Origin of the sequence: Streptomyces marianii, assembly GCF_005795905.1 — a bacterium.
Lineage (GTDB): Bacteria > Actinomycetota > Actinomycetes > Streptomycetales > Streptomycetaceae > Streptomyces > Streptomyces marianii.
This window is the reverse complement of the sequence record NZ_VAWE01000001.1, coordinates 293,032-316,871: the sequence shown is the minus strand read 5'-3', so window position 1 is coordinate 316,871 and position 23,840 is coordinate 293,032. Positions and strand designations below refer to the sequence as shown.

Here is a 23,840-nt window from a genome sequence, read left to right as displayed (position 1 = left end):
CCGAACCGGGCATGCAACCCCGCTATCCCATCGGACCACGACTCGACCTGCTCAACCGTCAGCAACTGATCACACTGTCGGACCAACGAGCAACAGCGCCGACCGTCACGCCACATGCGGTTGCAGTACTCACACACATGATCCGGGCCCTGGCCACGGACACCACGCTGTGGAGCGACGACGTGTGGGCGGTCGACTTCACCCCGGTCGGCTGCGGCTGCTCACGCGAGACGGCCAAGCGCTCGGACCTGGCTGGCTGGGCCGAGCACGGCTACTGCGCGTCGCACTCCCGGTACTTCTGGGGCCTGCGCCTGCACCTGGTGTGCACGCTCGGCGGCCTGCCCGTGCTGTTCGCACTGACCGGTGCGAAGGCCGACGAGCGTGAGACCCTGCGCCACATGCTCGACGTCGCACCCGACGTCCTGGCCTCTCACCCCGGCCAGACGATCATCGGAGACAAGAACTACTTCGGCCGCGAGTTCGAGCACGACCTGACTGAGCGTGAGCTGGATCTCCTGCGGCCGGCCCGCAAGGGCGAGCCCGAGCGGGCCGGGGCGCACCTTTTCAAGCCGCTACGGCAGGTCATCGAATCGATCAACCAGACCTTCAAGGGACAGCTCGACCTGGAACGACACGGCGGTAAGAGTCCGGCCAGGGTCATCGTGCGAGTCCTGTCGCGCATCCTCGCGCTGACCGCGGCGATCTGGCACAACGACAAGACCGGGCAGCCGATTAAGCGGTCACTGATCGCCTGCGACCACTGACCGTAACGACCCTTGGACTCATTCATCTAGAGCCGATCAGGTGTCCATCGAGATCGGTGGTAGGCGGAGTGAGGGCCGGGGCATGATGCCGCCATGGCCGAGATCAGCGACTCGCTATGGAACGACGGTGTCTCCGCGTCCGACTACGACCAGAGCTCCGAGGCCTACCGGGCCGCCCTGTTCGAGCAGTACAAGCTGTGCGTGGAGATGGCGGACCGGGTCAGCGCCCGGCGCAACCTGGCCAACACCTTCTTCCTGACGCTCAACAGCGGCCTGGTCGCCTTCCTCGGCACGTGGCTGGCCCCGACCCATCTGCGGGACGCCCCCGTGCTGTTGCTGCTCGCGGGGCTGCCAGTGCTGCTCGCCATCTGCGCGGCCTGGTGGTTCACCGTCCGCTCCTACCAGCAGCTCAACCACGGGAAGTGGCAGGTGATCGGCGCCTTGGAGGAACGGCTGCCGACCCGCGCCTTCTCCGCCGCCGAGTGGCGGGCACTGAGCGAGGGCCGGGACTGGCGCGTGTACCTGCCGTTGACCCATGTGGAACGCTGGGTCCCTGTCATTTTCGTGGCCACGTACGTGCTGGGCTTCCTCGCCCTCGCGCTGTGACGAGAGACATCCCCGTGATCACGATCGCCGTCACCGGCCACATGGACCTGGCCCCGGAGGCCATCAGCCCCGTGCGCGCGGCCCTGCGCGCCCTGTTGTCGGGCCTGGCCGGCGACGGGCGGGTGGGGCGCTCGTGCCTGGCCCGTGGCGCCGACAGTCTGTTCGCCGAGGAGGTCCTCGCCCGTGGGGGCCGCCTTTCGGCGGTCGTCCCGTCCCGTGACTACCGCACCGCGGTGGTGCGCCCGGAGGATCTCGCCCGGTTCGACGCCCTGCGCGCGGCGGCTGGCGACGTCACGGTTCTGCCGTACGAGCACGCGGGTACCGAGGCGTACGAGGCCCAACCGGCTGCTGCTGCAGGGCGCGCAGCGACTGGTGGCCGTCTGGGACGGCAGCGCGCCCACCGGCAAGGGCGGCGGTAGAAGATCACTGAAAAATCTCGGGTTCTGGCTCCGCGGGGCCAGACTGCTTTGTGTGCAGGGGGAATGGGCCGGGGAGACGGTCGGGCCGGATGTGTGGGGGACCTGCCGGGAGCTGATCCCGGAGGGCAGCGTGTTCGCGTTCCTGGCCGAGCATCGCGAGCGGCTGCTGCCGCCGGAGATGTTCACGGACATGTACCCCTCGGCCAAGGGGCGGCCGAGCCTGCCGCCGCAGGTGTTTCTACCGCCTCGCCCGTTGCTACGAGCGCCGGGCCACCGTCATCGACGCCTTCTTCGACCTCGCGGACACGATCATCACGGTGCGCAGCCTGATCCGCCGCGGGTGGACAACCCACCGCTGGGACGGCCGCCCGGGGCGACGCCCGTGAGCACAAGCCCGTGAGCACGACAAGCGCGCTCAGCCCCGTGAGGTCGGGAGGCCGAGTCCGTCGGCCGCTGGAGCACGGGCAGAGGCCATTTTCGTCTACGCCCAGAGCCGCTGGCGAGTCCAGGCGGTGTCGGTGCGCTGGTAACGCAGCCGGATGTGGCGGTGCTGGTCGTCGGCCTGCCAGAACTCGGCTTCCCGGGCGGTCAGGGCGTACAGGGTCCAGTGCGATGCGACCAGGTCGGGCTGGGCGGCGAGCCGCTCCTGTGAGGCGCGCAGGAGCGTGGCGGCGCCGGCCGGGTCGTCCAGGACCTGCGACTGCCTGGCCAGCAGTGCCTCGGCCCGCGCCACCGGGGACCGGGCCAGGAAGTCCGCTGCGGAGCGCCGGGCCCCGGCCGAGGCGGCGGGTCCGATGATCCGGATCTGACGAGCCTGCATCGGCCAGTAGAACACCATGGCCGCGTGCGGATTCTCGGCGATCTCAAGGCCCTTGCGGCTGGTCGCGCTGGAAGCGAAGTACCAGCGGCCGGCCGCGTCCACGTCCTTGCACACCAGCATGCGGGCGGAGGGCCGCCCCCGTACGTCGGCGGTGGCCAGTGCCGCGGCGTGAGGGGACGGGACCCCGGCGTCGATGGCGGCGAGCAACCAGCGAACGAACAGTGTGACCGGGTCGGCGGGGACATCCTCGGGATCGAACACCGGCACCGGGTCCGCGAACACCGGCAGGGAGCGCAGCAGAGCGTACATGTCGCGCCCTTCAACGCCCTCGGCAGCGGTGGGGCCCTCCCGATGCACTGTGTCGCCGACCGATCCGGCGCCATGGTCGTCCTGCATGCTGGCGGCCCTTCGACGTGGTTACGACGGGTCCCGCCCATGATCCCAGCAGCTCCGCTCCCGCCGCACCTGGAACAGCAACGCCCGGAGCAGGTAACCGACCGGAGCCGAGATCCGGCCCACCAGCCTCGATGACAGGCAGACACAGACAGACACAGACCGGCCCCAACCGGCTACACAGCGTTCGCAACGGCACGTCCCCAGGACCCATGCCTGCCTCCCATCCCCCTCGTCTCGGACCGCCTATTCGCGCGAGCTCCTATTCACCGAGTTGCCCTCGCCGCGGGCTGCGGTCCCGAGAACCACGGGGCGAAGATCGCCGAGGACCTCCTCGCTGACGAGGACGAGCCTTGCGAGGTGCTCGGCGACTCCGCCTGCGGCACCGCCGATCTGTGCGACCACCTCGGACAGCAGGGCCACGACGCCGTCCTCAAACCACCCCCGTTTCGCGCGGCCGTACCCGGTGGCTTCACCAGCGACGACTTCCACATCGACACCGGGAACGGCCAGGTCACCTGCCCTGCCGGGCACACGGTCCCCCTCGGCAAGCCCCGGTAGACGGGCTTGCGGCAGGCTCAGTTCAAGAAGCCGTGCGCCGGCTGCCCGCTGCGCGAACGCTGCGTCCTGCAGGTCCACCCCCAACACCAGCGCCTGGCCGACGCCCGCGCCCAGGCCACCGACCCCGCCTGGACAGACACCTACCGCCGCTGGCGGCCACCCGTCGAACGCGGCATCGCCTGGCTGACCGCCAAAGGCAACCGCAGACTTCGCTACCTCGGCACCCTGAAGAACGGCACCTGGCTCCGCAACCGCGCCGCCGCCCTCAACCTCCGACAGCTCGTCAACCTCGGCCTCGAAGTGGCCGCCGACGGCATCTGGACCCTGACCCCGGCCGCACCGTGAAGCACGGAGGGCGGCCCCGCCACCGGCGGACCGCCCCCACAGCAGGATCTTCAGTGATCTTCTAGGCCGGCACCCCGCGATCGATTCCGGTCATGTCGATTCGGTCTACTCAACTGGGTTGGAAAGTGGGCGGAGTTCATGACGAGCCGAATCAGGCGCCCCTACAATTGATCCCACGTCACGGCCGTACAGGGCGGCCGTGACGCGTCATTGAAAGCCGCGTCGGGGACGCATAGGCTTCAAGGTCACCCCCGGCGCGTAGCGTTTGTGAACGTTGGATGGGGGGTGTGATGCCGGGCTCCGACACGACCGGCGAGGGACTGTTCACGTTGCCGATGGTCGTCCCGCGATCGACCGAATACAGCCGCCTCGGCGTGCCCCCGGAGGCGACCGCGCAAGAGATCCGCGCGGCGGCCGGCCGGTACGACGCCCGGTTGCAGGCGCGCGGCGCGAGCGAGGACGAGATCGTCGCCGCGCACGCCGTCAATCTGGAGAACGCCGAGGCCCGCGCCGCGCACGACGCGCGCTTCCCGCCGCTGCCGCTGCTGCACCTGGAGCCGACTTGGAAGCCCGTCCTCGACGAGCGGGGTGCAGGACTGACCGTGCTACGCCGGGAGATCGAGGACTTCCTGACCGCGGTCGGCGAGACTGTGCACTACCCGATGGACACCACGCGCACCGACTTCACCGGCGACTTCACCCGCATTCACCTGCTCGACGGCTTCGCCGACGAATGACCCCGGAGGATCCCCTTGGAAGCTGAGCTGCACCGGGTCGTCGGCATCGACCTCGGCACCACGTACTCCGCCGTCGCCGCCTACGACCCCGACGAATTCGCGCCCACGATCCTCGCCGACCCGGAGCTGGAAGGCACCGCCGCGGTCGCCACCCCCTCGGTCGTCCGCATCGACCCGGCCACCGGCGCCCTGGTCGTCGGGCACGAGGCGAAGAACGCGATCAGCGGGGCGGCCGGCGCGGGTGACGCGCTGGTGGAGATCAAGCGCGAGATGGGCGCGGTGTTCACGCCGGAGCTCCTCCAGCACTTCGGCGCCGCCGGTGTCTACGCGGTGGACGACCCGGTGCGGGCCCGGCTCGGCGACGCGTGGATGCGCCCGCAGGAGATCAGCGCGCTGGTGCTGATGCGGATGAAGCGGATCGCCGAGCAGACCCTCGGCGGTGACATCCATGACGCGGTAGTCACCGTACCCGCGTACTTCATGGAGCGGCAGAAGAAGGCCACCGAGGAGGCCGCCCTGCTCGCCGGCCTCTACCCGCGCCAGCTGATCCCCGAGCCGACCGCCGCGGCCATCGCCTACGGAGTCGACCGGGCCGAGTCCGAGAAGCAGGTCTATCTGGTCTTCGACCTCGGCGGTGGCACCTTCGACGTGTCGATCATCGAGACTCGGGACACCGAGATCGAGGTCATCGCGACCGCCGGCGACCAGCGGCTGGGCGGCGGCGACTTCGACGACGCGGTCGCCGCGTGGATCGTGGAGCAGCTCGGCGAGTCCCTCGCCAAGGACACCGACCGGCTCCGGATCAAGGCGGCGGCGGAGGCCGCGAAGCGCCAGCTGTCGCTGCGGTCCACCACCACCATCGACCTCGGCGGCGCGACGGCACCGCTGGAGCTGGACCGCGCTGGCTTCGAGCGGCTGATCCAGCCCATCCTCGACCGCTCCCTGCACCAGGTCGACGAGGCCCTGAAGTTTGCCCGCACCGCCAAGGGCGTGCAGCGCGAGGACGTCAACGCCGTGCTGCTGGTGGGCGGTTCGACCCGGATCCCGCGGGTCAAGCAGATCCTGCTCGACTACTTTGACCAGGACGAGGGCTTCGTACGGGGTGACGCCAACCCCGACACGCTGGTCGCCCGAGGCGCGGCGATCGTCGCCAACCGGTTCGAGCCGACCGACGCGTTCGACCTCGCCAGCCGGCCCAACGCGGAGCGGTCCGTGGACGAGCAGGACTACACCGTCACCCTGATCACCGAGCACACCCTCGGCGTCGGCGTCCAGCAGGCCCGGTTCAGCCCGCTGATCACGCGCGGGACGAAGATCCCGGCCCGCCAGACGAAGACCTACGTCAACCCTGAGCAGGCCCACCGCATCGAGGCCCCGATCTACCAGGGCGAGGGCGAGTACGTCTACGACAACACCCTCATCGGCACCATCCACCTCGACGACATCGAGCCCCGGCCCGAGGGCTACCACCAGTTCGAGGTCGAGTTCTCGCTCGACGTGAACGGGCTGCTGGGCGTGCAGGTCACCCACACCAACACCGGACGCGAGTACCAGGCCACCTTCGACCAGAGCACGACGATCGGCAAGGTCGACGAACTGGCCGAGCGGCGAGCGGCGTTGGTGAAGCTGTACGGGACGGTACGGCCAGCGGGAGCGGCGACCTCCGGGACCGGGGGCGTCCCGACGCCGGCGCCCGCCGCCGCGCCGGACTTCACCGTGCCGCCGCCGGTGACCGCGACGGTTCCGCCGCCCGTGACCGCCGCGGTCCCGAATCCCGCTCCCGAGCCGGAGGCGACCGCCTCCTTCACGGACGTCGACCCCTCCGTCGTACCGGCCGAGTACCGCCGCGTGGTCAAGAAGGCCCTGCGCGCCGCGCAGGAGGGGTCGGCTCCGGCGCCCCTCGTCGCCGCCCTCGGGGCCTTCCTCGGCGGCGTGCGCGGCGGTGCCGACGAGGACGCCCTGGACGATCTCGCCGACCGGCTCGAGGACGCGTATGACGACAGCCGTCGATGATCCGCGGCGGGTCGTCGAGAATGAGCTCGGCGCCGAGTACGCCGGCGCGGGCTGGTGGGGGTCGCTCTACCGGGCCCCGGGCCGGCGCCGGTGGTACCGGCTGATCCCGGTCGAAGAGGTCAGCGGCGAGCAGCGGGCCGAGCTGCTGGCCTGGCAGACCCGCCCGCGCCGCCCCGACCTGGTGCCGGTGTTGCGCGAAGATCGCGGTGAGCAGCGGCAGTTCGGCGACCGGTGGTTCCAGATCGTCAGTTACGAGACCGACGCGGACCGCAGCCTCGGCGACGCCCTCGACGACCCGGAACCGGCCTACCGGCTGGCCTGCGTGGCCGCCACGCTGCGGGCTTTCCCGGGCTGGCGGGACGGCATCGGCCCCGGCCTGGTCGCGCTGCCCGCCGACGTCGTCCTGGCCGGGCACCGCCCGCTGCTGCTGCCGCTGCCTGTCTGGGGCCCGCCATCGCTGGGCGAGCTGTTCGTCGCGCCGGAGCGGCTGGCGCATCTGACGCCGGAGGCCGCCCGCGGCCTGCCGCCCGGCGGCCGGGACCCCGGGGTGTACGCGCTCGCCGTCGCGGCCCTGCGCTGCTTCGAGTCACTGCCGTACGGCGATTCGGAGCGGCTCATGCAACGGGCGGCCTGCTCCGGGGTGTTCGGCGGGCAGCGCGGCGAGGGCCGGCTGCCGGTGTGGATGCGCCGAGTACGGCAGGTGCGCGCGGCCCGGGACGAGTTGGCCGGGTTCACCGGGTTACGCGCCGCCGGGACGGGCGCGGCCGAACCCGGGCGATCGGCCGACGTACGCGGCACGGCGCGGGAGGGGGCGGGTGGTCTCGCCAGGCCTCGCGGTGCCGGGGCCGACGACGCGGAGCCGGGGTGGCTGGCGGACGTGCTCGACGCGGCTCGGCACTCCATGGACCCGGTGACGACCGTGCGTGCGCTGCGGGAGGCGGGCGAGCCGCACCGGGCGCTCGGGCTGGCGCACGCGGCGCTGGTCGACCGGCCGGGCTACGACCTGCTGCTGCTCGCGGCCGACATCGCCCGCCAGGACCTGCGGGAACCGCTGGAGGCGCTGTCGCTGCTGGAGCGCGCGGCGCTCGCGGATCCGGAGCGCGTGGAGGCGTACGAGAAGCAGCTGTCGGTCGTCGGCGGGCTGTCCTCGGCGGGCCGGCTCCGGCTTTCCGGAGCCGCCGACGACTCCATCCACTCCTTCGCCGGGCGGCTCAGGGCGACGGCCACCGCGGCCTTCGACCGGCTGCCGCCCGGCCGGCGCGTGGACCACGCCCACGAGATGGCGTCCTGCCTCATCGGCCTGGGGGAGCTGACCGCGGCCAACGCCTTCGTGCACGAGTGGCTTCACGACGGCCAGACGCTGATGTGGTGGCGGTTCGACCTCATGATCGACTACGCCGAGACCTTCCTGGGCCTCGGCCATCTCGACGCAGCCGGCCAGATCTCGGAACAGGTCAGGGCGGGCCTGAAGAAGGTCAGGGAGAACGGGCAGATGGCCCGGGACGAGATCCACCGGCACGGCGTGCGGCTGGCGGACTTCGACCTCACGCTGCTGGCAGCCAGGGACGGGGAGACGCGCTCATGACCACGATCCTGCTGCTGGTGCTCCTGCCGCTGTTCTTCCTGTCGACGGTTGCCAGCGGGCTGTACTTCCTGGTTGTCCTGCCCAACCGCTGGCGACTGCCGTACGAGGAGTCTCTCGCGCTCCTGGACAGCGACGACCGCGACGAGCTGGAGCGGGCCGACCGGCTGCTCGGCCAGGCGGTCAATGCGGGGCCACGGGGCAAGGGGCTGTCCCGGATCCGGTTCGCGCAGGCCTATGTGCGGGCGATGCTCGGTACCTACGAGCCGGCCCGGTACGCCGCCGCCGCGACCGTCCTCGACGAACTGGTCGCCGCCGACGGGCACTCGGCGCACACCGCGTACCTGGAGCTGTGGGTCCAGTCGAGGCTGGAGAACCACGACCGCGTCACCGACCTGTACGCCAAGCGGCGGGAGCTGCTGGACGCGCGCCCGGACAGCCGCCGTATCGCCGCCGTGTCGCATCTCCAGCTGGCCGTCGGACACTGGCGGCGGCGGGAGACCGACGGGGCGCTGCACCACTTCGACCGGGTCCGGGGGCTGGGCGAGCTCACCGAACGCATCCCGCCCGAGGTGAACGACCTGCAGCTGGTCAAGGGCGTCCAGGCGGTGTTCGACGGGCGGACCGACGAGGCGCGGGACGCCTTCGCCGACGCGCGCAGGCGCAGCGCCGAGCGCGGCGAGCCCACCGTCCAGGCCGAGTTGGGGCTGCTGGTCTGCGACTGGGCGGAGGCGGACCCCCGGCAGCTGGGCGAGTGGCTGGAGCGGCTCATGCAGGACGTCGAACGCGAACTGACTGAAGTGCCCATGGAATCCGACGAGGACTCCGCAACGCGCGGCGCCGACAAGGACACGGACGCCGACGTCGGCGCGGACGCCAGGGAACGCCGGCGCACCGCAGAGCTGCTCCGCTCCGGTATCGCCCTGCTGCGGCTGATCGCCCTCGTGCGGGAGTGGTTGCGGCGGCCCGCGCTGAGCGGGGCCCCTTCGGCGGCCGACTTCGCGGAGTTCGACGGGCGGGTGGACGCCCTACGGGCGGCCGACCCCGAGCTGGGCGACGCGGCGCTGGTCGGCGGCTTGGTGCGCTACTACTTCGCGCTGAGCCAGCCCGAGCGGGAACGGGCCCTCGCCGAGCTGGACGGCGGGACCGAGCTGGCCAAGGGCGTCATGCTGCCCGAGGTGCTGGACCTGATGGAGCGCGAGCGCGCCCTCGGCGGCGAGGGGGACGCCATCTCCCGCTACCTCGCCCTGGTCACGGAGTTCCTGGACGACCCCGACCGCTCCCTGGAGGACCGGGCTCAGTTCCGAAGGCTGAAAGCGAAGTTCACCCGCTTCCAGGACGCCGAGGGCATCGAGGACGGGGCCGTGCCGACGCAGCCGTCCGCGCCGGACGACCACAGGCGCCGCTCGCAGGCGCTGCGCCGCCGGATCGAGCTGATCGTCTATCCACGGGTCCGCGACCTGCCCGACGACGCCCCCGCCAAGGTCGCCCTGCGCGGGCTACTCGCCGACCTCGACCGCGCCTCCGAGGTGTACGCAGAGGGTGCCGAGGTGCTGCACGGCGCCGAACAGAAGCTCATCACCAGCACCGGAGCGATCCTGCTGCCCGAGGAGACCGAATGACCAGGAACCTGCCCGCACCCCCGGCCGGGTCGGCTCCCGGACGGCTGGGGGCACTTGCGGGGCTGCTCCCCGGACGGCGCCGTACGGCCGACCATGGGGGGTTGCTGGACCGGCTGCCACCGGTGGAGCACCGGCCCGCGGCGGACGAGGACCAGCTCTTCGAACAGGCCTCGCTGGCCCGGGTGTTGCTGCTGATGGTGAAGGTCGACCAGGAGTCCGAGTACTTGCTCTGCCGCGAGCTGGCCGAGCACGCGCTCGGCGCGGTGCCTGAACCGGGCGAGTCACCGGAGTGAATGAGAGGGCACCCATGAGCGGCACCGGCCATGTCCACACCTTCCAGGAGATCCGCGTGCAGTCCCTGCACGCCCCGGCCTTCGAGTTCCAGGAGCTGACGAAGACCCGGGGGCACGGGGACTTCGCCGAACACGACCGCCGCCTGGAGGAGATCGCCCGTGAGGCGGCCGCCCGGGCGGCATCGGAGACGGCACTGGTCTTCGTACCGCCCATCGCCTCGCTCACCGAGATGTCGCTGGTCCTCGACGACGGCGATGAGGACCTGCTGGAGGACGCCCGCGCCAACGCGGCCGACGGCGCCTACGAGCTCGCTCTGGAGCTCCTCGCCGAGTACCTCCAGGCGCACCCCGAGCACCAGGAGGGGCGGTACCTGCGCGCGTACTGCCTCTACCGGCATGACGGGAAGAACGCGTCGAGCGAGCAGTGGGAGGCCCTGCGGATCCTGCGCCCGCTGTGCGACGAGGACGTGCCGGACGACTTGCGCGAGGGGATCGGCGAGCTGCGCCGCGAACTGCGCCGCCAGCTCACCGCGCCGGAGATCGCCGCGTACATCGAGAAGGTGCGGTCCGACCCCCCGGGCGCGCAGTCCCGGCTGCAGGCCTTCCTGAAGCTGGCCCCGGAGGAGGGCATGGTCTCCTACCTCCTCGCCCTCGCACAGGCGCAGACCGGCAGCCTGGAGCTCGCCCTCGACACCGCCGAGCGGGGCGCCGCCGAGGCGGACGTCGACCGGGACCAAGTGGCCGCCCTGGCGCGCAGGCTGCGGCTCGCGCTGCTGGGCACCCATGCCACGCCGACCGTATCCGCCTTCAAGACCGGCGACTTCCAGCGGGCCAGGCGCGAGCTGTCCCGCATGGACCCGCACTGGCGGCGCAGCACGGTGCTGGACGACTTCGACGCGTATCTCTCCCTGCTGATCAGCCTCCCCGGCCCGCCGGGTCAGGCACCGGCACCGCGCCTGACCGCCGAGCGGGCCGAGGACCTCTACTCGCTGATCGCCGAGGACGACGGCCGGCACGCCTCGATACTGATGCAGACGGGCCGCGCCGACCAGGCCGAGCGGCTGCTGGCCCACCTGCTGACCCTGCTCCCCCGCTTCGCCTGGCTCAACTTCCTCTACGCCGCCTGCCTCTACCGGCTGCGCCGCGACCCCGACCGGGCGGCCGCCTGCGCCGAGATCGCCCACACGGACCGGACGCTCGTCCAGGCCGGCGAGCTGCTCCAGGCGATCCGGAGCTGGCAGGAGGCCACCGTCATCAACCCGGCGGTGGAGGAGTACCTCGCCGCCATGGAGTCGGTCCGCGGCGGTGGGTCCGTCGACCGCCTCGCGGCGCTGCGGGAGCGCCTGACCGCTCTGGAGCGACGGCTTCCCGCCCTGAAGGGGGCGGCGCGCACCGAGGAGGGCGCCCAGGTCGTACGGGAGTTCGCGCAGGCCATCGTCGACCGGCTGTGGGAGATCGACGACGCCATGGTGGTGGGCGGCCTGTACGAGAAGTACGACCGTGTCATGTCCTCGGTCCAGGGCGGGATCAAGGGCACCGCGGAGGCGGACCGCCTCGACGGTTCCCTCGCCGGCCTGGCGACGGAGATCAAGACGGTCCGCAAGAATGCCAAGGAAGGCGCCCGCGGCCAGCTCGACGAGCTGACGTCCCTGGTGACCCAGCGGCGCGGCGAGCTGGACGGGGTGAAGGCGGCCATCCAGGTCTCCGACCTCGTGGGCCGCTTCAACGACCTCGCCCAGCAAGGACGTTACGCCAACCCGTACACCACGCGCGAACAGCTGCGCCGGATCCTCCAGGAGGCGCAGCAGCTGAACCGCCGCGCCAGGGGCCGACTGGACTCCCGTAGCCGGGAGCTCCTCGACCAGCTGATCGGCACCATCTCCAGGACTCTGCGATGACGACGCAGACGCCCACCGAGCAGTGGGACGTGTTCATCAGTTACGCCCGCGAGGACTACATCCAGGCCAAGGACCTGCAGGACGCGCTCGGCGAGTACGTGACGGCCTGCGGGGCGGCGCCGAGGATCTACCTGGACGTGTCCCGCAAGAACGGCACGCCCCCGGGCGCGGACTGGCAGAGCTTCCTGGAGGACGCGCTCCCGCGCAGCCGCCATGTGGTGGCGCTCTATTCGCAGACCTACTTCGACAAGTCCGTCTGTCAGTGGGAGCTGCACGAGGCGTACAACCTCAACCCCAAGGAGGGCGGGCGGCTCATCCCGCTGCTCATCGATCCCGCGGCCGTCCCGAAGGTGCCGTACATCGTGCACCGGATCAACTGGATCTCGACGACACGGCCGCGCTGGATCGACGAGGTCGCCTCGGCCCTGGGCTTGCGCGCCGCCGAGTCGCGCACCGAGCTGCGGTTCGGCACGCCCCTCACCGACGCGGTCGCGGGCCACACGCTGCCGCCGGTGACGGTCACCGGCTCGGCGCCGGGCGGCGCGATCCCGTGGCCGGCCGGCGGCACGGTCACCGTCTCGGCGGAGCCGGAGGAGGCTGGTCTGACCGGCACGCTCACCGCCCAGGTCACCCGGAACCGGGCGGTCTTCACGGACCTCGCCTTCCGGTCCGCCGCCTGCGGGGTACGGCTCGTCGCGACCGCCCCCGGCTGCGAACCGGTCACCAGCGTGCCCTTCGAGGTGCGGACACGCGAGGAGCAGCCGTCGCTGCGGGAGACCGACGACCGCCCCGCCCTGCCCGCGCGCGGACACCCGGTGTTCTTCCCCGACGGCCTGGGGCTGCTCGTGCGCGACGGGCGAACGCTGTCGGTCCGTTCGGAGGCGTACGAGGTCGTCGGCGGCGCGGAGTTGCGGGAGCGTCCGCGGCTGTGGGCATACGGCGAGCGCTGTGTGGCCGTCGCCGACTGGTCGGGGCGGGTGGTGCTCGCGGCCCCGGACGGACGGATCCGGGCGGTGGACCTCCTGGCCCGGCAGGGCGCCCGCTTCAACGTGCCGGGCGCGCTGGCCTTCGGCGCGGACGACGTGCTGTACGCCGGCACCTGGGGCGGCAGCGTGTGGCGGCTGTCCCTCGACGCCGAGGAGCCGGAGCGGGTGCTCGAACACCGGGGCGGGGTCCAGGTGTTGGCCGACAGCGGCGACGGGCTGCTGGTGGGCGGCCTGGACGGCGGGCTCACCGTGTACCGGGGTGACCGGGTCGCCGCCGAGCACCCCCTGGAGCCGCTGCTGCTCGCCATGGCGCGGGTGCGGGAGTTCGCCCTGGTGGTCGGCGAGCGGCGCATCCACCGACTGGACCTCGTCGGCGGCCAGCTCCTCCAGGTCGACCAGCCGGTCGGCGCCGTCACCGGGACGCTCCCCGGCGGCGGACTCACCGCGATCGTCGACGCCGAAGGCCAAGGCGTGTGCCTGGACGCCGAGTTGGCGGTGCGGGCCGGCTTCCGCGGGGTGCCGGGCGCGCGGCCGGTGGCATCCGGGCTCGGCGGGCGGCTGCTGGTGCTGGAGAACCCGGACGGCTCGCACGCTCTCGTGCGGGACGGCCGTACCACCTATGTGTCGGAGCACCCGATGGCCGTCTCCGCGGACGGCGCCCGGGTGGCGGTGTCGGACGGGGAGCGGCTGCTGATCCTGCCGCCCGGGGAGCTCGGAGGGACGGCGCCGGCGGAGGGCGGAGGGGTATGAGGACGGGCAGGGCGCTGGAGAACCGGCCCAATGTGCTGTGGCGGATGGTCGACGGGCTGTGGTCCGACCTGGAGGCCGGACTGCCTCTCACCCAGGGGCAGTTGGACGCGGTCACTGAGGGCTTCTTCCGGATCGGCGTGCACCCGGCCACCGAGCCGGCGACCGCGCTGGTGTTGCTGGTCCGCGCCCACCGCCTGGACAGCGCCAACCCGAAACACCCGTACCACGTGGGGCTGTTGTATCTCCGTCACGGGCGCCCCGAGGCGGCGGCCCGCTGGCTGACGGCCGCGGCCGCGCTGGCCCCCGCCAACCACCGGATCTGGGCCCATCTGAGCCTTGCGCACCGACAGTTGGACGAGGATCCGGCGGGTCGCTCCGGGGACCACCGCGCGCGGGCCGAGTCGATCGCGAGCACGATCCGCGAGGGCCGCGACGACTTCGACCCCGAGGAGTCCGTAATACCCGTACTGCCGCTGCTGCGGCCCGGCGAGTGCCGCTGGTCGGGCATCCTCGACATGGAGGCCGACAACCGGCTGCGCGACCGGACCACCACCCGCACCAGGAACGCGCTCGCCGAGGAACTGGAGAGCATCGCTGCGCTGTCGGAGCACCGCGGAGGCGGGACGGCCGCGTTCACCGTGCTCGCCGTGCAGTGGATGGTGTATGGCTACCCGGCCGCGACGGTACGCCGGCTGGCGAAGCGGCTGCCGCCGGACGACGGCCCCGCGGCCCGGCTGCTCGGCCTGGTCTGCGACCTGTTCGAGACCGACCGCGCCGAACTCCCCGCACGGCTCGCCGCGTGTCTGGCCGAGGGCCTGCTGCCCGAACTGCTCACCGCGCAGATCCACCGGCAGCGGCTGCTGTGGCGCCCGCTGCGCTTCCCGGACCTGGGCGCGCACACGGCGGCGCGGGAGTTCCGGGACGGCGACCCCGCGCGGCACGTGACGGCCCTGAAGGCGGCGGCGAAGGAACTCGGCGCGGGGCCGCCGGAGGCGATGGCCGACGTACCGCAGTCGGCCGGGGACGGGGAGGGGGTGGCGGCGACGCCCGACGAGCGGCTCGCGGAGTGCGAGCAGGCGGCGGGCCGGCTGCAGGAGCTGATCCAGGAGGCCAAGGCGCAGGCGCAGGCACTGGCCAAAGGGAAGGTGGCGAGCGCAGCCGACTTCGGACGGATGTCGGGGGTCAAGGAGCTTCTGGCGCGGCTGGTGGAGGGCTTGGAAGAGGTACGGATGGCCTGGCTGTCCACGTTGAAGCAACTCACGGCGGCCGATCCGGCCGGGCTGGTCATGCCGTTCGAGGAGTTCCAGAAGCGGGCCGAGGCCTGCGAGGCCGAGCTGCAGAAGCCGGCGACGACACTGCGGAACGTCCTGAAGCGGGCCAACGGCAGGATCGACGCGAGGAAAGGGGAGTTCGGGCACATCCCACCCGAACCGTCCGACCAGGCGCTGGCCCTTGAGGGGCGCGTGTCCGAACTCCGGAGCCAAGGGGCCGCGGGGGCAACGGCGTCGGCGGGGGCGGAGCCGACCGCGAAGGCGGCGGCACTCGCCGGGACGGCGACGCCCAAGGGGACGGGATCGGCCGACGAGCCCCGCTCCCCCGAGCCCACTGCCTCCACCTGGCCCAATCCACCTGTGGCCGCCGCCTCGACGGCCCCTCCCGAGCCGCCCCTCGACGCCACCCCCCGCGAGCGCGTCGCTCACGCCCTCGCCGTCGCCGAGCACCGTCTGGACGCCAACTTCGCCGAGGCATGGCGGACGTTGGACGCTTATCCGCCCGGGCTGCGGCACCGGGACGCGGTCACGCTGCTGCGGGCGTACGTCGGTGGGCGCCAGGCCGAGGCCGACCAGCGAATGAGGCGCACGACGGCCGCCCGGCGCCGGTGGAGTGCCATGCTCGCCGACGATCCGCTGGACACCGCCGTGCTGCGCAACCTCGCGGTGGCACACACCACTTCGGGCGACCTGGGCCCGGCCGCGCAGGCATGGCACCGCTATCTGGAGGCCCTGTACCTGCGCGACCTGCTGCACGGCGACATCCGCCGCGGCGCCGCCGAACGCGCCGAGGTGCACCGCGTGCTGGCCGGTTCCTTCGGTACGGCCCCGCTGTGCGCGGCGTCGGCGGCGGACCGCGAACTCGACGGCGACCTGCGGCAGGTGCCGCCGGTGCTGGCCAGCCGCAGCAAGGTCACCCTCGCCACCACCCACCTGCGTCTGGAGGAGCTCAACCACACCTTCGCCCACCGCAGCCCCACGCTGCTGCTCGGTGTCGGCCGCTCGGTCGGCGAGACGGAGCTGGCCGCCGCCCGGGACCGCCGCACGGCCGTCGTCGACACGGCCGTACAGGCGCTTCCGGCCAGGGTCCGGGAGCCGTACGCGAAGCTGTGCCGTCAGTTGGTCGACGAGGCATTCCAGGAGGCATCGGAGACGGGCCGGCGCACCCGCAGGCCGGGTGACGGGGCCGAGGAGCAGGCGCACATGGAGTGGGTGCGCGGGCGGATCCTGTGGAAGCTGCGAGTCACCAGCGCGATCACCGGCACGCAGGCCGAGTGGCCGCTCACCGAGTACTCGGGCGACGTCATCGGCAACCTGGGCCTGATCGACGCGCTGCCGCTGGACCCGGCGGACGAGACCGTGCTGCGCGCAGTCCAACTGCTGGGCGTGCAGGGCGATCCCGCGGAGTTTGTGGCCCGGCACAACCAACTCTCCGAGCTGGCGGGCGCGTTCGCGCTGCGGCGGATCTTCGACGCGGCCGAGGAGACCAGGTCAGGCCCGGTCACGAAGGATTTCCCGGACCGCTTCCGCCGTACCGCCCGCTCCTGGGGCCGTAACGCGGACTCCATCGTCGACCGGTACACGGACCGCCTCGACGACCCTATCGACCTCTACTACCCGTCCGCGCGCTCGGCGTTCGGCATCCTGGAGACGTCCACCGTGCCCACCGGCGAGCGGGAGCGCGGCATCGTCACGGCCGCGGTGGCGGGTCTGGAGCGCTGGGTGGAACGGCTGCCCGGCGCCACCGGCCCGGCTCGCGCCCTGGCCCGGCTCCTAGGCTGCCTCGGCCGGCACGACGAGGCCCGGGAGGTGCTGGTCAGGGCCCGGGACGAGGCGTTCAGCGAGCACGGGCGGCGGAAGCTCGCCGTCTCGTTCGTCCGTGACTCGATCGCGCGCGAGGAGTACGCGGAGGCGGTCGAGCAGGTGCGGGCGCTACTGGACGGCGGCTCCGACGATGAGCGGCTGCGCCATCTGCTCGTCGAGGCCTACAGCCACTGGATCAGCTCGGGGAAGCTGCTCCCTTCCGCCCAACGCATAGCCGAGGACTTCGCCCGCTGGAGCGACGACGAGACGGTACACAGCCGCCGGGTGCTGGTCGTCGCTTCGACCATGGCCCGGCACCGGGACCGTTCGGACGGCACGGGCGCCGCCCGGCTCGCGGACGACCTGCGCGCGGTGTACGAGGCCGACGAGGGCAACGTGGAGGCGCGCTACCACCTGGTGCACGCCCTGTACGGCGCGGCCTGGCAGCTGCGCGAGCAGATCCGCGCCTCCTCGGGCGGCCTGCGCCGCACCCTGCGCGAGCAGTTGGACGCCGCACGCGCGGAGTGCGAGCATCACGCCCTGGGCCTGATCGGCACCGGCCGGCCGGGAGCGTTCTCCGGATCCGACGCCGGGTCACAGGAGCGGACGGTGGACACGGGCACGCTCAGGGACGCGGAGCGGCGGGCGAAGATCCAGGAGATCCTGCAGAAGGTTCGGCCACAGGGCTGAAGCCGCGCGCTCCTGCCTGAGCGGTGAGCAGAGACGGCGACTCGACGCCTCACTCACCGCGTCAGGGCTAGCCCCGTGAGCCGGTGAGCTGTTCGGCCGGGTATGGGGAGGTGTCGGCCTTCAGGCAGTGGTCGACGTCGTCGAGGACGTTCTGCGCTGCCGGCACCACTTCGGGGGCCAGGTCCCGCAGCGAGACGTTCAGCACGACCTGGCCGGGTTTGACGTGTGTGGTGACATACGGACCTGGACACCCTCGCGACGGCGCTCTATGCGACGACCGGCGATCTGCTGAAGGAGCGTCCGGACCTGGCGCCATGGCGGCCGGCCGTGGGGATCACCCGCGCCTCACAGGGGGCGGAAGGTGTTGCGGTAGGTGTCGGGTGGAACGCCGACGCTGCGGTGGAAGTGGCGGCGCAGGGTGGTGGCGGTGCCCATGCCGGTGGCCGCGGCGATGGTGTCCACGGTGGCGTTGGTGGTCTCCAGCAGTTCCTGGGCGTGGCGGATGCGCTGGGTGTTGAGCCATCGCAGTGGTGTGGTGCCGGTGAGGTGCTTGAAGTGGCGGCCGAGGTGGCGTGAGCTCATGCGGGCCTGGCGGGCCAGGTCCTCTACGGTCAGCGGTTGGTCCAGTCGCTCCAGCGCCCAGGGGAAGAGCTCGCCCAGGGGGTGGTTGCCCGGGGCGGGGACGGGGGTTGCGATGAACTGGGCCTGGCCGCCGTCGCGGTGTGGCGGGATGACCAGACGGCGGGCGATCTTGTTGGCGATGGCCGAGCCGTGGTCGAGGCGGACCAGGTGCAGGCACAGGTCCATGGCGGCGGCCTTGCCCGCGGAGGTGAGGACGTCGCCGTTGTCGACGTAGAGGACGTCTGGATCGACGGTGGCAGCTGGGTGGCGCCGGGCCAGTTCCCGAGTGTGGGCCCAGTGTGTGGTGGCGCGCCGGCCGTCCAGCAGTCCTGCCGCGCCCAGGACGAAGGCACCCGTGCACAGTGAGGCCACGCGGGCGCCGGCCGCGTGAGCGGCGCGCACCGCCTCGATCAGATCGGTGGGCGGTTCGCGATCCGCGTCGGCCCAGCCGGGGACGATCACCGTGTCGGCGTGTGCGAGGTGTTCGAGTCCGTGATCGGGTTCCAGGCGGAAGCGGTCGACACGTACCGGACCGCTCCCGCAGAGGGAGAAGTCGTACCAGGGGTCCACGATGTGGCTCAGGTCGGCTCCGAAGACCTCGACGGCCACGGAGAGTTCGTAGTGGAGCATGCCGTCGGTGACGGCCAGCGCGACAGCGGGCATGTCCGAAACTGTACGTGGCATGTCGTTTCCGACGCTCGTGCGGGGTGCCGGCGCGAGGACAGGATGTGCCTGTCAGGCCGCAGCGGATCGACAGCGCAGCGCGGGCGTTCGAGTACACGGGAGCAGTCTCATGGGGTCAGGTCAGCTGGTGGCGGTGTTCGGCGCGTACGGTCACACCGGGCGCTTCGTGGTGGCGGAGCTGGCCGCGCGCGGGTTCCTCCCGGTGCCGTCCGGGCGCAACGCGCAGGCTCTGGAGGAGCTGGCCGACGCGCACGGGCTGGAGGCACGGGTGGCGTCGGTCGAGGACCCGGCCTCCCTGGAGTGGGCCCTGGCGGGCACGGCGGCGGTCATCAACTGCGCCGGCCCCTTTGCCTCGACCACCGGCCCCGTGATCGAGGCCGCGCTGCGCGCGGGGATCCCGTACCTCGACGTGGCCGCCGAGCTCGAGGCCAACCTCGACACCTTCGCCCACTACCGCGAGAGGGCCCGGGACGCGGGAGCGGTGATCGTCCCGGCCATGGCCTTCTTCGGCGGTCTCGGCGACCTGCTGGCCACGGCGGCGATGGGCGACTGGACCGAAGCCGACGAGGCGCACATCGCCTATGGGCTCAGCAGCTGGCACCCCACCGCCGGCACCCGGCTCTCGGGCGCGGTCTCCCGCGAGCGGCGCGGCGCCAACCGCCTGCGCTACAGCGGCGGACAGTGGGAGCACCGCACCGACGGCGCGCCCACCCTGGAGTGGAGCTTCCCGGATCCGATGGGACCCAGGTCGGTGATCGGGGAGTTCACGATGGCTGACATCGTCACCGTCTCCCAGCACCTGTCCATCCCCGACGTGACCTCCTACATGACCGCCGAGGCGGTCCGCGACGTCGCAGCCCCCCGCACGCCGGCCCCGACCGCCGCGGACACGAGCGGGCGCTCGGACCAGACCTTCCTCGTCGACGTCGTCGTGCGCTCGGGCGGAGCCGAACGCCGGGTCACGGCCGGCGGACGGGACATCTACGCCGTCACCGCGCCGCTTGTCGCCGAGGCCCTCGAGCGCGTCCTGACCGGCCGCACCAAGGCCGTCGGCGTCGCCTCCGCCGGCGAGATCTTCGACGCCCAGGAGTTCCTTCGCGCGCTCGCCCCGCACATCGCACTCGACCTGCACCCGCAGAAGCAGACCGCCTGACATCGGCCATCCACCTGGCTGTCGGCCGCGTCCTCAGCGGGTCATGACGGCATGGGCGCCGGGTCCTCGTTGGATTCCCCCGCCTCCACGGGCGCTGTCCGAAGCGCTGAACAACCGCTGCCGAACTCGTGAGGAGGGCCAGGGCCTGGATTCGCCGCAGGGCCGGTGGTGAAGTGGATGGGGGTGGTTGTCCTCCGCCCCTACCGTGCCGGTGGAGCTCGCGAAGCGTCAGTGAAGGGTGGGCGGGGTGGCGGTGCGGCCGCCCGGCGGGGCCCGTGGACGTGCGGTGGCGGTGTGGCCGCTGTTCCTCGGGACCGGCAGCGGTACCGCCTCCGAGCGGGGTTCCGGATCAGTCGTTTCCGGTCGGTGCCCGTCCCAACGGGCTTCCGCCGGCGCGTTCCGGCCTGCGGGGCGGGCACGAACCCTGGGCCCAAGGCCGGCTGGTCAACGCGGTCGGCCGCAGGCCACCCCTGGTCAGGCGGCGGGCTGAGAGATGAAGACTCGTTCCAGCAGGGTGTACAGGCGGTCCCGGTCCTGGTCGCTGAGCCTGTCCAGGCCATCCTGCGTGGCGCGCATCCTCGAGCGGATCGCGTCGGTCACACGCTCGCCCTCGGCTGTGAGGACGACGGTCTTGACGCGCCGGTCGGACGCGCTGGCCTCGCGGCGTACGAGGCCGCGCTTCTCCAGCCGGTCGATGATCCCGGTCATGTTGGAGGCGTCGCAGGTCATGGTGTCGGCCAGGGCGCGCATCGCGGCGGGTCCCCGGCGCAGCACGGTCAGCGCCTTGCCCTGGCTCGCTGTGAGGTTCTCGCTCGCCGCCGCGACCGTGAAGTCGCCGTAGTAGGCGCCGAGCGACACCGAGAGCAGCTCCATGAGCTGGGCTGTGTCGACGCGGGGAGGTGCTGGCATGGGAGCCACTCTACCCAGGAAACTTGACGATCTCAAATATCTGCCTCTACCGTCTCCTCATTGCCTGAAGTTCTCAAGCATCAAGGTTATCAAGTACCTGCGAGGAGTATCCCGTGACCGTCACTGCATCCCCCGCCTCCCGCGCAGCCGAGATCCTGTCCCGGCCCGTCAGGCTGAACGGCCTGACCGTGCCGAACCGCATCGCGATGGCGCCGATGACACGCATGTTCTCCCCGGACGGCGTCCCCGGTGAGGACGTGCTGTCCTACTACGCCCGTCGCGCCGCAGCGGGCGTGGGGCTGATCGTCACCGAGGGGACCTACGTCGGCCACGAGTCGGTCGGGCAGAGCGACCGTGTCCCCCGGTTCCACGGTGAGGAGCAGCTGACGGGGTGGGCGAAGGTCGCCGACGCCGTCCACGCGGCGGGTGGCACGATCGTGCCGCAGCTGTGGCACATCGGCATGGTGCGCAAGCAGGGTCAGCCGCCCTACGCCGACGCCCCCGCCGTCGGCCCCTCCGGCATCCGCGTCGACGGCACCGAAGGCACCGGCAAGGCGATGACCCGGAGCGACCTGGACGACGTCATCGGCGCGTTCGCCGAGGCCGCCGAGGCCGCCGAGCGCATCGGCTTCGACGGCGTCGAACTGCACGGCGCCCACGGCTACCTCCTCGACCAGTTCCTGTGGGAGAGGACGAACCGCCGTACCGACGCCTACGGCGGCGACGCCGTGGCCCGTACGAAGTTCGCGGCCGAGATCGTGGCCGCGGTCCGCGCGGCCGTCTCGCCCGACTTCCCGGTGATCTTCCGCTACTCGCAGTGGAAGCAGGAGGCGTATGACGCGAGGCTCGCTGAGACCCCGGAGGAACTGGAGTCGATCCTGACGCCGCTCGCAGCGGCCGGCGTCGACGCCTTCCACGCTTCCACCCGCCGGTACTGGCTCCCGGAGTTCGAGGGCTCGGACCTGAACCTGGCGGGCTGGACGAAGAAGCTCACCGGCAGGCCCACCATCACCGTCGGGTCGGTCGGCCTGGACGGCGACTTCATCGGCGCCTTCATGGGCGAGGGCGCTCCGGTCCAGGGCATCGACAACCTGCTCGACCGCATGGAGCGCGACGAGTTCGACCTGGTCGCCGTCGGTCGCGCCTTGCTCCAGGACCCGGAGTGGGCGGCGAAGGTCCTGGAGGGCCGGTTCGAGGAGCTGAAGCCGTACGACGCGACGGCGGTGAAGACGCTGAGCTAGTGCCACGTCAGGTGGGGTTTGCCCGTCAAGGAGCGGCGTCCGGTGCACGGGGCCTCCCCCGGGCCCTCCGGCCGAGGGGGTGGGGCCTCCCCCGGGCCCTCCGGCCGAGGGGGTGGGGTCTGCCCCGGGCCCTCCGGCCGAGGGGGTGGGGTCTCCCCAGGCCCTCCGGGCCGAGGGGAAGATCGCAAGGCCCCGGATCGACCTCGTGGTGGGCCTACTCGGTTGATTCGGCAACGCCGCGAGTCGCCGTGCCGGGCGCCGCGACGGGGCGAGCGTTGCCTGATGCGGCACCAGGACCTGCGCCTCGGCGCCAACCAGTTCGTCACGTGCGGCTCCCGGTCGGGCGCCACACAGGAGGGGCCGCCCGACAACCAGGCCGGCCAAGGGCCGGAACGGCCGGTCAGAGGTGACCGAGGGCCATCGCCGCAGGCGACGGCCGGAGGCGCCCCTGACCGGCCGTTCCGGCTCCCATCATGCCCAAGCGGGTGGCTCCCGGCATCCGAGTGACATGGCCGGCCACCTCGGCGCCCTCCGCCGCAAGTGCCGGGAGCGCGGGATGCTCCTGGTCCTCGACGAGGCGCGGACCGGCCTGTGCCGTACGGCGCCCTGTGCGCTTTCGAACGCGACGGGTCGGCCCCGACCTCCTCGCCCTGGCTACTCGGGGCGCCGGCGGGCGAGCAGCGTCGAGTCCTCGACCTCGACCTCCTGGCCCTCCCGGACCAGCGTCCGGGGCCGCTGCCGCGCCGCGAGCACCTCGAACCCGTCGGGCAGCCCCGGCACCAGCTCCTCGGCCAGGAACATGGCCCGCCGGTGCGCCTCCGTGAGCTCTGTGAAGTGGGCGGTGGGGGAGTGCCCGACCACGAGGAGATGCCCGCCGGGAGCGACGGCCCCGGCGAACTGCCGCACCAAGTCCACCATCGCGCCGTTCGGCGGGTGCAGGTAGTGCGTCGTCACCAGGTCGTATGTCCGCCCGCCCGCCGTGAAGGCCCGCGCGTCGGTCCGCCACCAGTCGGTCCGCTCGGCCACGCCGGCCTCCTCGGCGTGCCGGGCGGCCCGTGCGAGGCCCTCGGCGGAGAAGTCCGCGCCGGTGACCGTCCACCCCTGACGAGCGAGCCAGATCACGTCACCGCCCTCACCGCAGCCGATATCGAGCGCGCGCCCGGCCCGAAGCCCCTCCGCCACGGCGACGAGCTGCGGGTTGGGTGTCCCCCGCCAGGCGGCGTCCTTCCCGGCGTACCGCTCGTCCCAGCCCGCCGGTTCGAACATCGCGGCCTGCGGATCGGCCGCTGCGGTCTTCTCTGTGCCCATGAGGCGTCGTCCTTCCACGGTACGGAGCAGGGGCGCCGGTACGCCGGGTGTCCCCCCGGGCGCACCCGACGCCGATCCAGGCGCGGGAGCCCGCCCGAAGACCGATCCCCGACCGCTGTCCCCCCGGGCGCACCCGACGCCGGTCCAGGCGCGGGAGCCCGCCCGAAGACCGATCCCCGACCGCGCCCCCGCACCGGGAACCCTGCCCGGAACCGCCCGGCACGGCCAGAGAAGTTGCCGAGTCGGCAAAAGCGGGCGCCTCACCTGCCATTCCTCCGGAACCTCAAGATCCCGGCCTCCAGGCGTCCACGATCATCCGGAGGTGCTTCATCCGCGCGAACCTGTCGGGTTGCGTGCCGTCCGATCCGTCC

17 protein-coding genes and 5 pseudogenes are annotated in these 23,840 nt (G+C 72.3%); 17 read left to right on the top strand and 5 right to left on the bottom strand.

Annotated features, from left to right (window positions below; translation table 11 throughout):
- Positions 1–125: 125 nt before the first annotated feature.
- From FEF34_RS01445 to FEF34_RS01425, 4 genes and pseudogenes are all read left to right on the top strand, one after another.
- A pseudogene (locus FEF34_RS01445) lies at positions 126–764 on the top strand (transposase); the annotation flags it as partial.
- A gap of 93 nt (positions 765–857) precedes the next feature.
- Entirely contained in the window at positions 858–1,370 is a 513-nt protein-coding gene (locus tag FEF34_RS01440) for a RipA family octameric membrane protein (protein ID WP_138051502.1), read from the top strand.
- Between the two features lie 14 nt (positions 1,371–1,384).
- A pseudogene (locus FEF34_RS01435) lies at positions 1,385–1,787 on the top strand (hypothetical protein); the annotation flags it as partial.
- A 229-nt stretch (positions 1,788–2,016) separates the two neighbouring features.
- Positions 2,017–2,175 (top strand): annotated as a pseudogene (locus tag FEF34_RS01425) (IS5/IS1182 family transposase); the annotation flags it as partial.
- 95 nt (positions 2,176–2,270) lie between these two features.
- Here FEF34_RS01425 and FEF34_RS01420 read toward each other — a convergent pair.
- Positions 2,271–3,005: a pyridoxine/pyridoxamine 5'-phosphate oxidase gene (locus tag FEF34_RS01420; protein ID WP_138051501.1), complete on the bottom strand. Its 735-nt coding sequence runs from the start codon at positions 3,003–3,005 to the stop codon at positions 2,271–2,273.
- A 357-nt stretch (positions 3,006–3,362) separates the two neighbouring features.
- Between FEF34_RS01420 and FEF34_RS01415 the strand changes: the two genes are divergently transcribed.
- The 10 genes from FEF34_RS01415 to FEF34_RS01370 all read left to right on the top strand — a co-directional run bounded on the left by FEF34_RS01415 (position 3,363) and on the right by FEF34_RS01370 (position 17,553).
- The gene (locus tag FEF34_RS01415) at positions 3,363–3,563 is read left to right on the top strand and encodes a hypothetical protein (RefSeq protein WP_138051500.1); all 201 of its coding nucleotides are present in this window, start codon (positions 3,363–3,365) and stop codon (positions 3,561–3,563) included.
- Positions 3,564–3,569: 6 nt separating this feature from the next.
- Positions 3,570–3,908, top strand: coding sequence for a transposase (locus FEF34_RS01410; protein WP_138051499.1), 339 nt, complete (start codon positions 3,570–3,572; stop codon positions 3,906–3,908).
- Positions 3,909–4,198: 290 nt separating this feature from the next.
- On the top strand, positions 4,199–4,645 hold the full coding sequence (locus tag FEF34_RS01405; RefSeq protein WP_138051498.1) for a J domain-containing protein: 447 nt from the start codon (positions 4,199–4,201) through the stop codon (positions 4,643–4,645).
- A gap of 15 nt (positions 4,646–4,660) precedes the next feature.
- On the top strand, positions 4,661–6,658 hold the full coding sequence (locus tag FEF34_RS01400; RefSeq protein ID WP_138051497.1) for an Hsp70 family protein: 1,998 nt from the start codon (positions 4,661–4,663) through the stop codon (positions 6,656–6,658).
- Entirely contained in the window at positions 6,639–8,243 is a 1,605-nt protein-coding gene (locus FEF34_RS01395) for a hypothetical protein (protein ID WP_138051496.1), read from the top strand. The genes FEF34_RS01400 and FEF34_RS01395 overlap by 20 nt, the downstream gene beginning before the upstream one ends.
- Positions 8,240–9,862: a hypothetical protein gene (locus tag FEF34_RS01390; RefSeq protein ID WP_138051495.1), complete on the top strand. Its 1,623-nt coding sequence runs from the start codon at positions 8,240–8,242 to the stop codon at positions 9,860–9,862. Before FEF34_RS01395 ends, FEF34_RS01390 begins: the two co-directional genes overlap by 4 nt.
- Positions 9,859–10,155, top strand: coding sequence for a hypothetical protein (locus FEF34_RS01385; RefSeq protein ID WP_138051494.1), 297 nt, complete (start codon positions 9,859–9,861; stop codon positions 10,153–10,155). The genes FEF34_RS01390 and FEF34_RS01385 overlap by 4 nt, the downstream gene beginning before the upstream one ends.
- 14 nt (positions 10,156–10,169) lie before the next feature.
- Positions 10,170–12,053 carry a tetratricopeptide repeat protein gene (locus FEF34_RS01380; RefSeq protein ID WP_138051493.1) on the top strand — a complete coding sequence of 628 codons (1,884 nt, stop codon included), beginning with the start codon at positions 10,170–10,172 and terminating at the stop codon, positions 12,051–12,053.
- Positions 12,050–13,789: a toll/interleukin-1 receptor domain-containing protein gene (locus tag FEF34_RS01375; protein WP_138051492.1), complete on the top strand. Its 1,740-nt coding sequence runs from the start codon at positions 12,050–12,052 to the stop codon at positions 13,787–13,789. Before FEF34_RS01380 ends, FEF34_RS01375 begins: the two co-directional genes overlap by 4 nt.
- The gene (locus FEF34_RS01370; protein ID WP_138051491.1) at positions 13,786–17,553 is read left to right on the top strand and encodes a tetratricopeptide repeat protein; all 3,768 of its coding nucleotides are present in this window, start codon (positions 13,786–13,788) and stop codon (positions 17,551–17,553) included. The genes FEF34_RS01375 and FEF34_RS01370 overlap by 4 nt, the downstream gene beginning before the upstream one ends.
- A 73-nt stretch (positions 17,554–17,626) precedes the next feature.
- On the opposite strand, the pseudogene FEF34_RS01365 reads toward FEF34_RS01370, so the two are convergent.
- Positions 17,627–17,794, bottom strand: a pseudogene (locus FEF34_RS01365) (2,3-diaminopropionate biosynthesis protein SbnB); the annotation flags it as partial.
- 2 nt (positions 17,795–17,796) lie between these two features.
- On the opposite strand from FEF34_RS01365, the pseudogene FEF34_RS44450 reads away from it, so the two are divergent.
- Positions 17,797–17,931, top strand: a pseudogene (locus tag FEF34_RS44450) (IS982 family transposase); the annotation flags it as partial.
- On the opposite strand, the gene FEF34_RS01355 reads toward FEF34_RS44450, so the two are convergent.
- A complete protein-coding gene (locus FEF34_RS01355) occupies positions 17,899–18,837 on the bottom strand; it encodes a helix-turn-helix domain-containing protein (RefSeq protein WP_138051490.1) in 939 nt (312 codons plus the stop codon). The pseudogene FEF34_RS44450 and the gene FEF34_RS01355 overlap by 33 nt on opposite strands.
- Positions 18,838–18,967: 130 nt before the next feature.
- On the opposite strand from FEF34_RS01355, the gene FEF34_RS01350 reads away from it, so the two are divergent.
- Entirely contained in the window at positions 18,968–20,011 is a 1,044-nt protein-coding gene (locus FEF34_RS01350) for a saccharopine dehydrogenase family protein (protein ID WP_171052778.1), read from the top strand.
- A gap of 474 nt (positions 20,012–20,485) precedes the next feature.
- On the opposite strand, the gene FEF34_RS01345 is transcribed toward FEF34_RS01350, so the two are convergent.
- Complete coding sequence (locus FEF34_RS01345; protein ID WP_234042209.1) at positions 20,486–20,920, bottom strand: MarR family winged helix-turn-helix transcriptional regulator; 435 nt, start codon at positions 20,918–20,920, stop codon at positions 20,486–20,488.
- A 113-nt stretch (positions 20,921–21,033) separates the two neighbouring features.
- Here FEF34_RS01345 and FEF34_RS01340 point away from each other — a divergent pair, with 113 nt between their 5' ends.
- A complete protein-coding gene (locus FEF34_RS01340; protein WP_138051489.1) occupies positions 21,034–22,161 on the top strand; it encodes an NADH:flavin oxidoreductase in 1,128 nt (375 codons plus the stop codon).
- 654 nt (positions 22,162–22,815) lie between these two features.
- Here FEF34_RS01340 and FEF34_RS01335 read toward each other — a convergent pair.
- The gene (locus FEF34_RS01335) at positions 22,816–23,469 is read right to left on the bottom strand and encodes a class I SAM-dependent methyltransferase (protein WP_138051488.1); all 654 of its coding nucleotides are present in this window, start codon (positions 23,467–23,469) and stop codon (positions 22,816–22,818) included.
- Between the last annotated feature and the right edge of the window lie 371 nt (positions 23,470–23,840).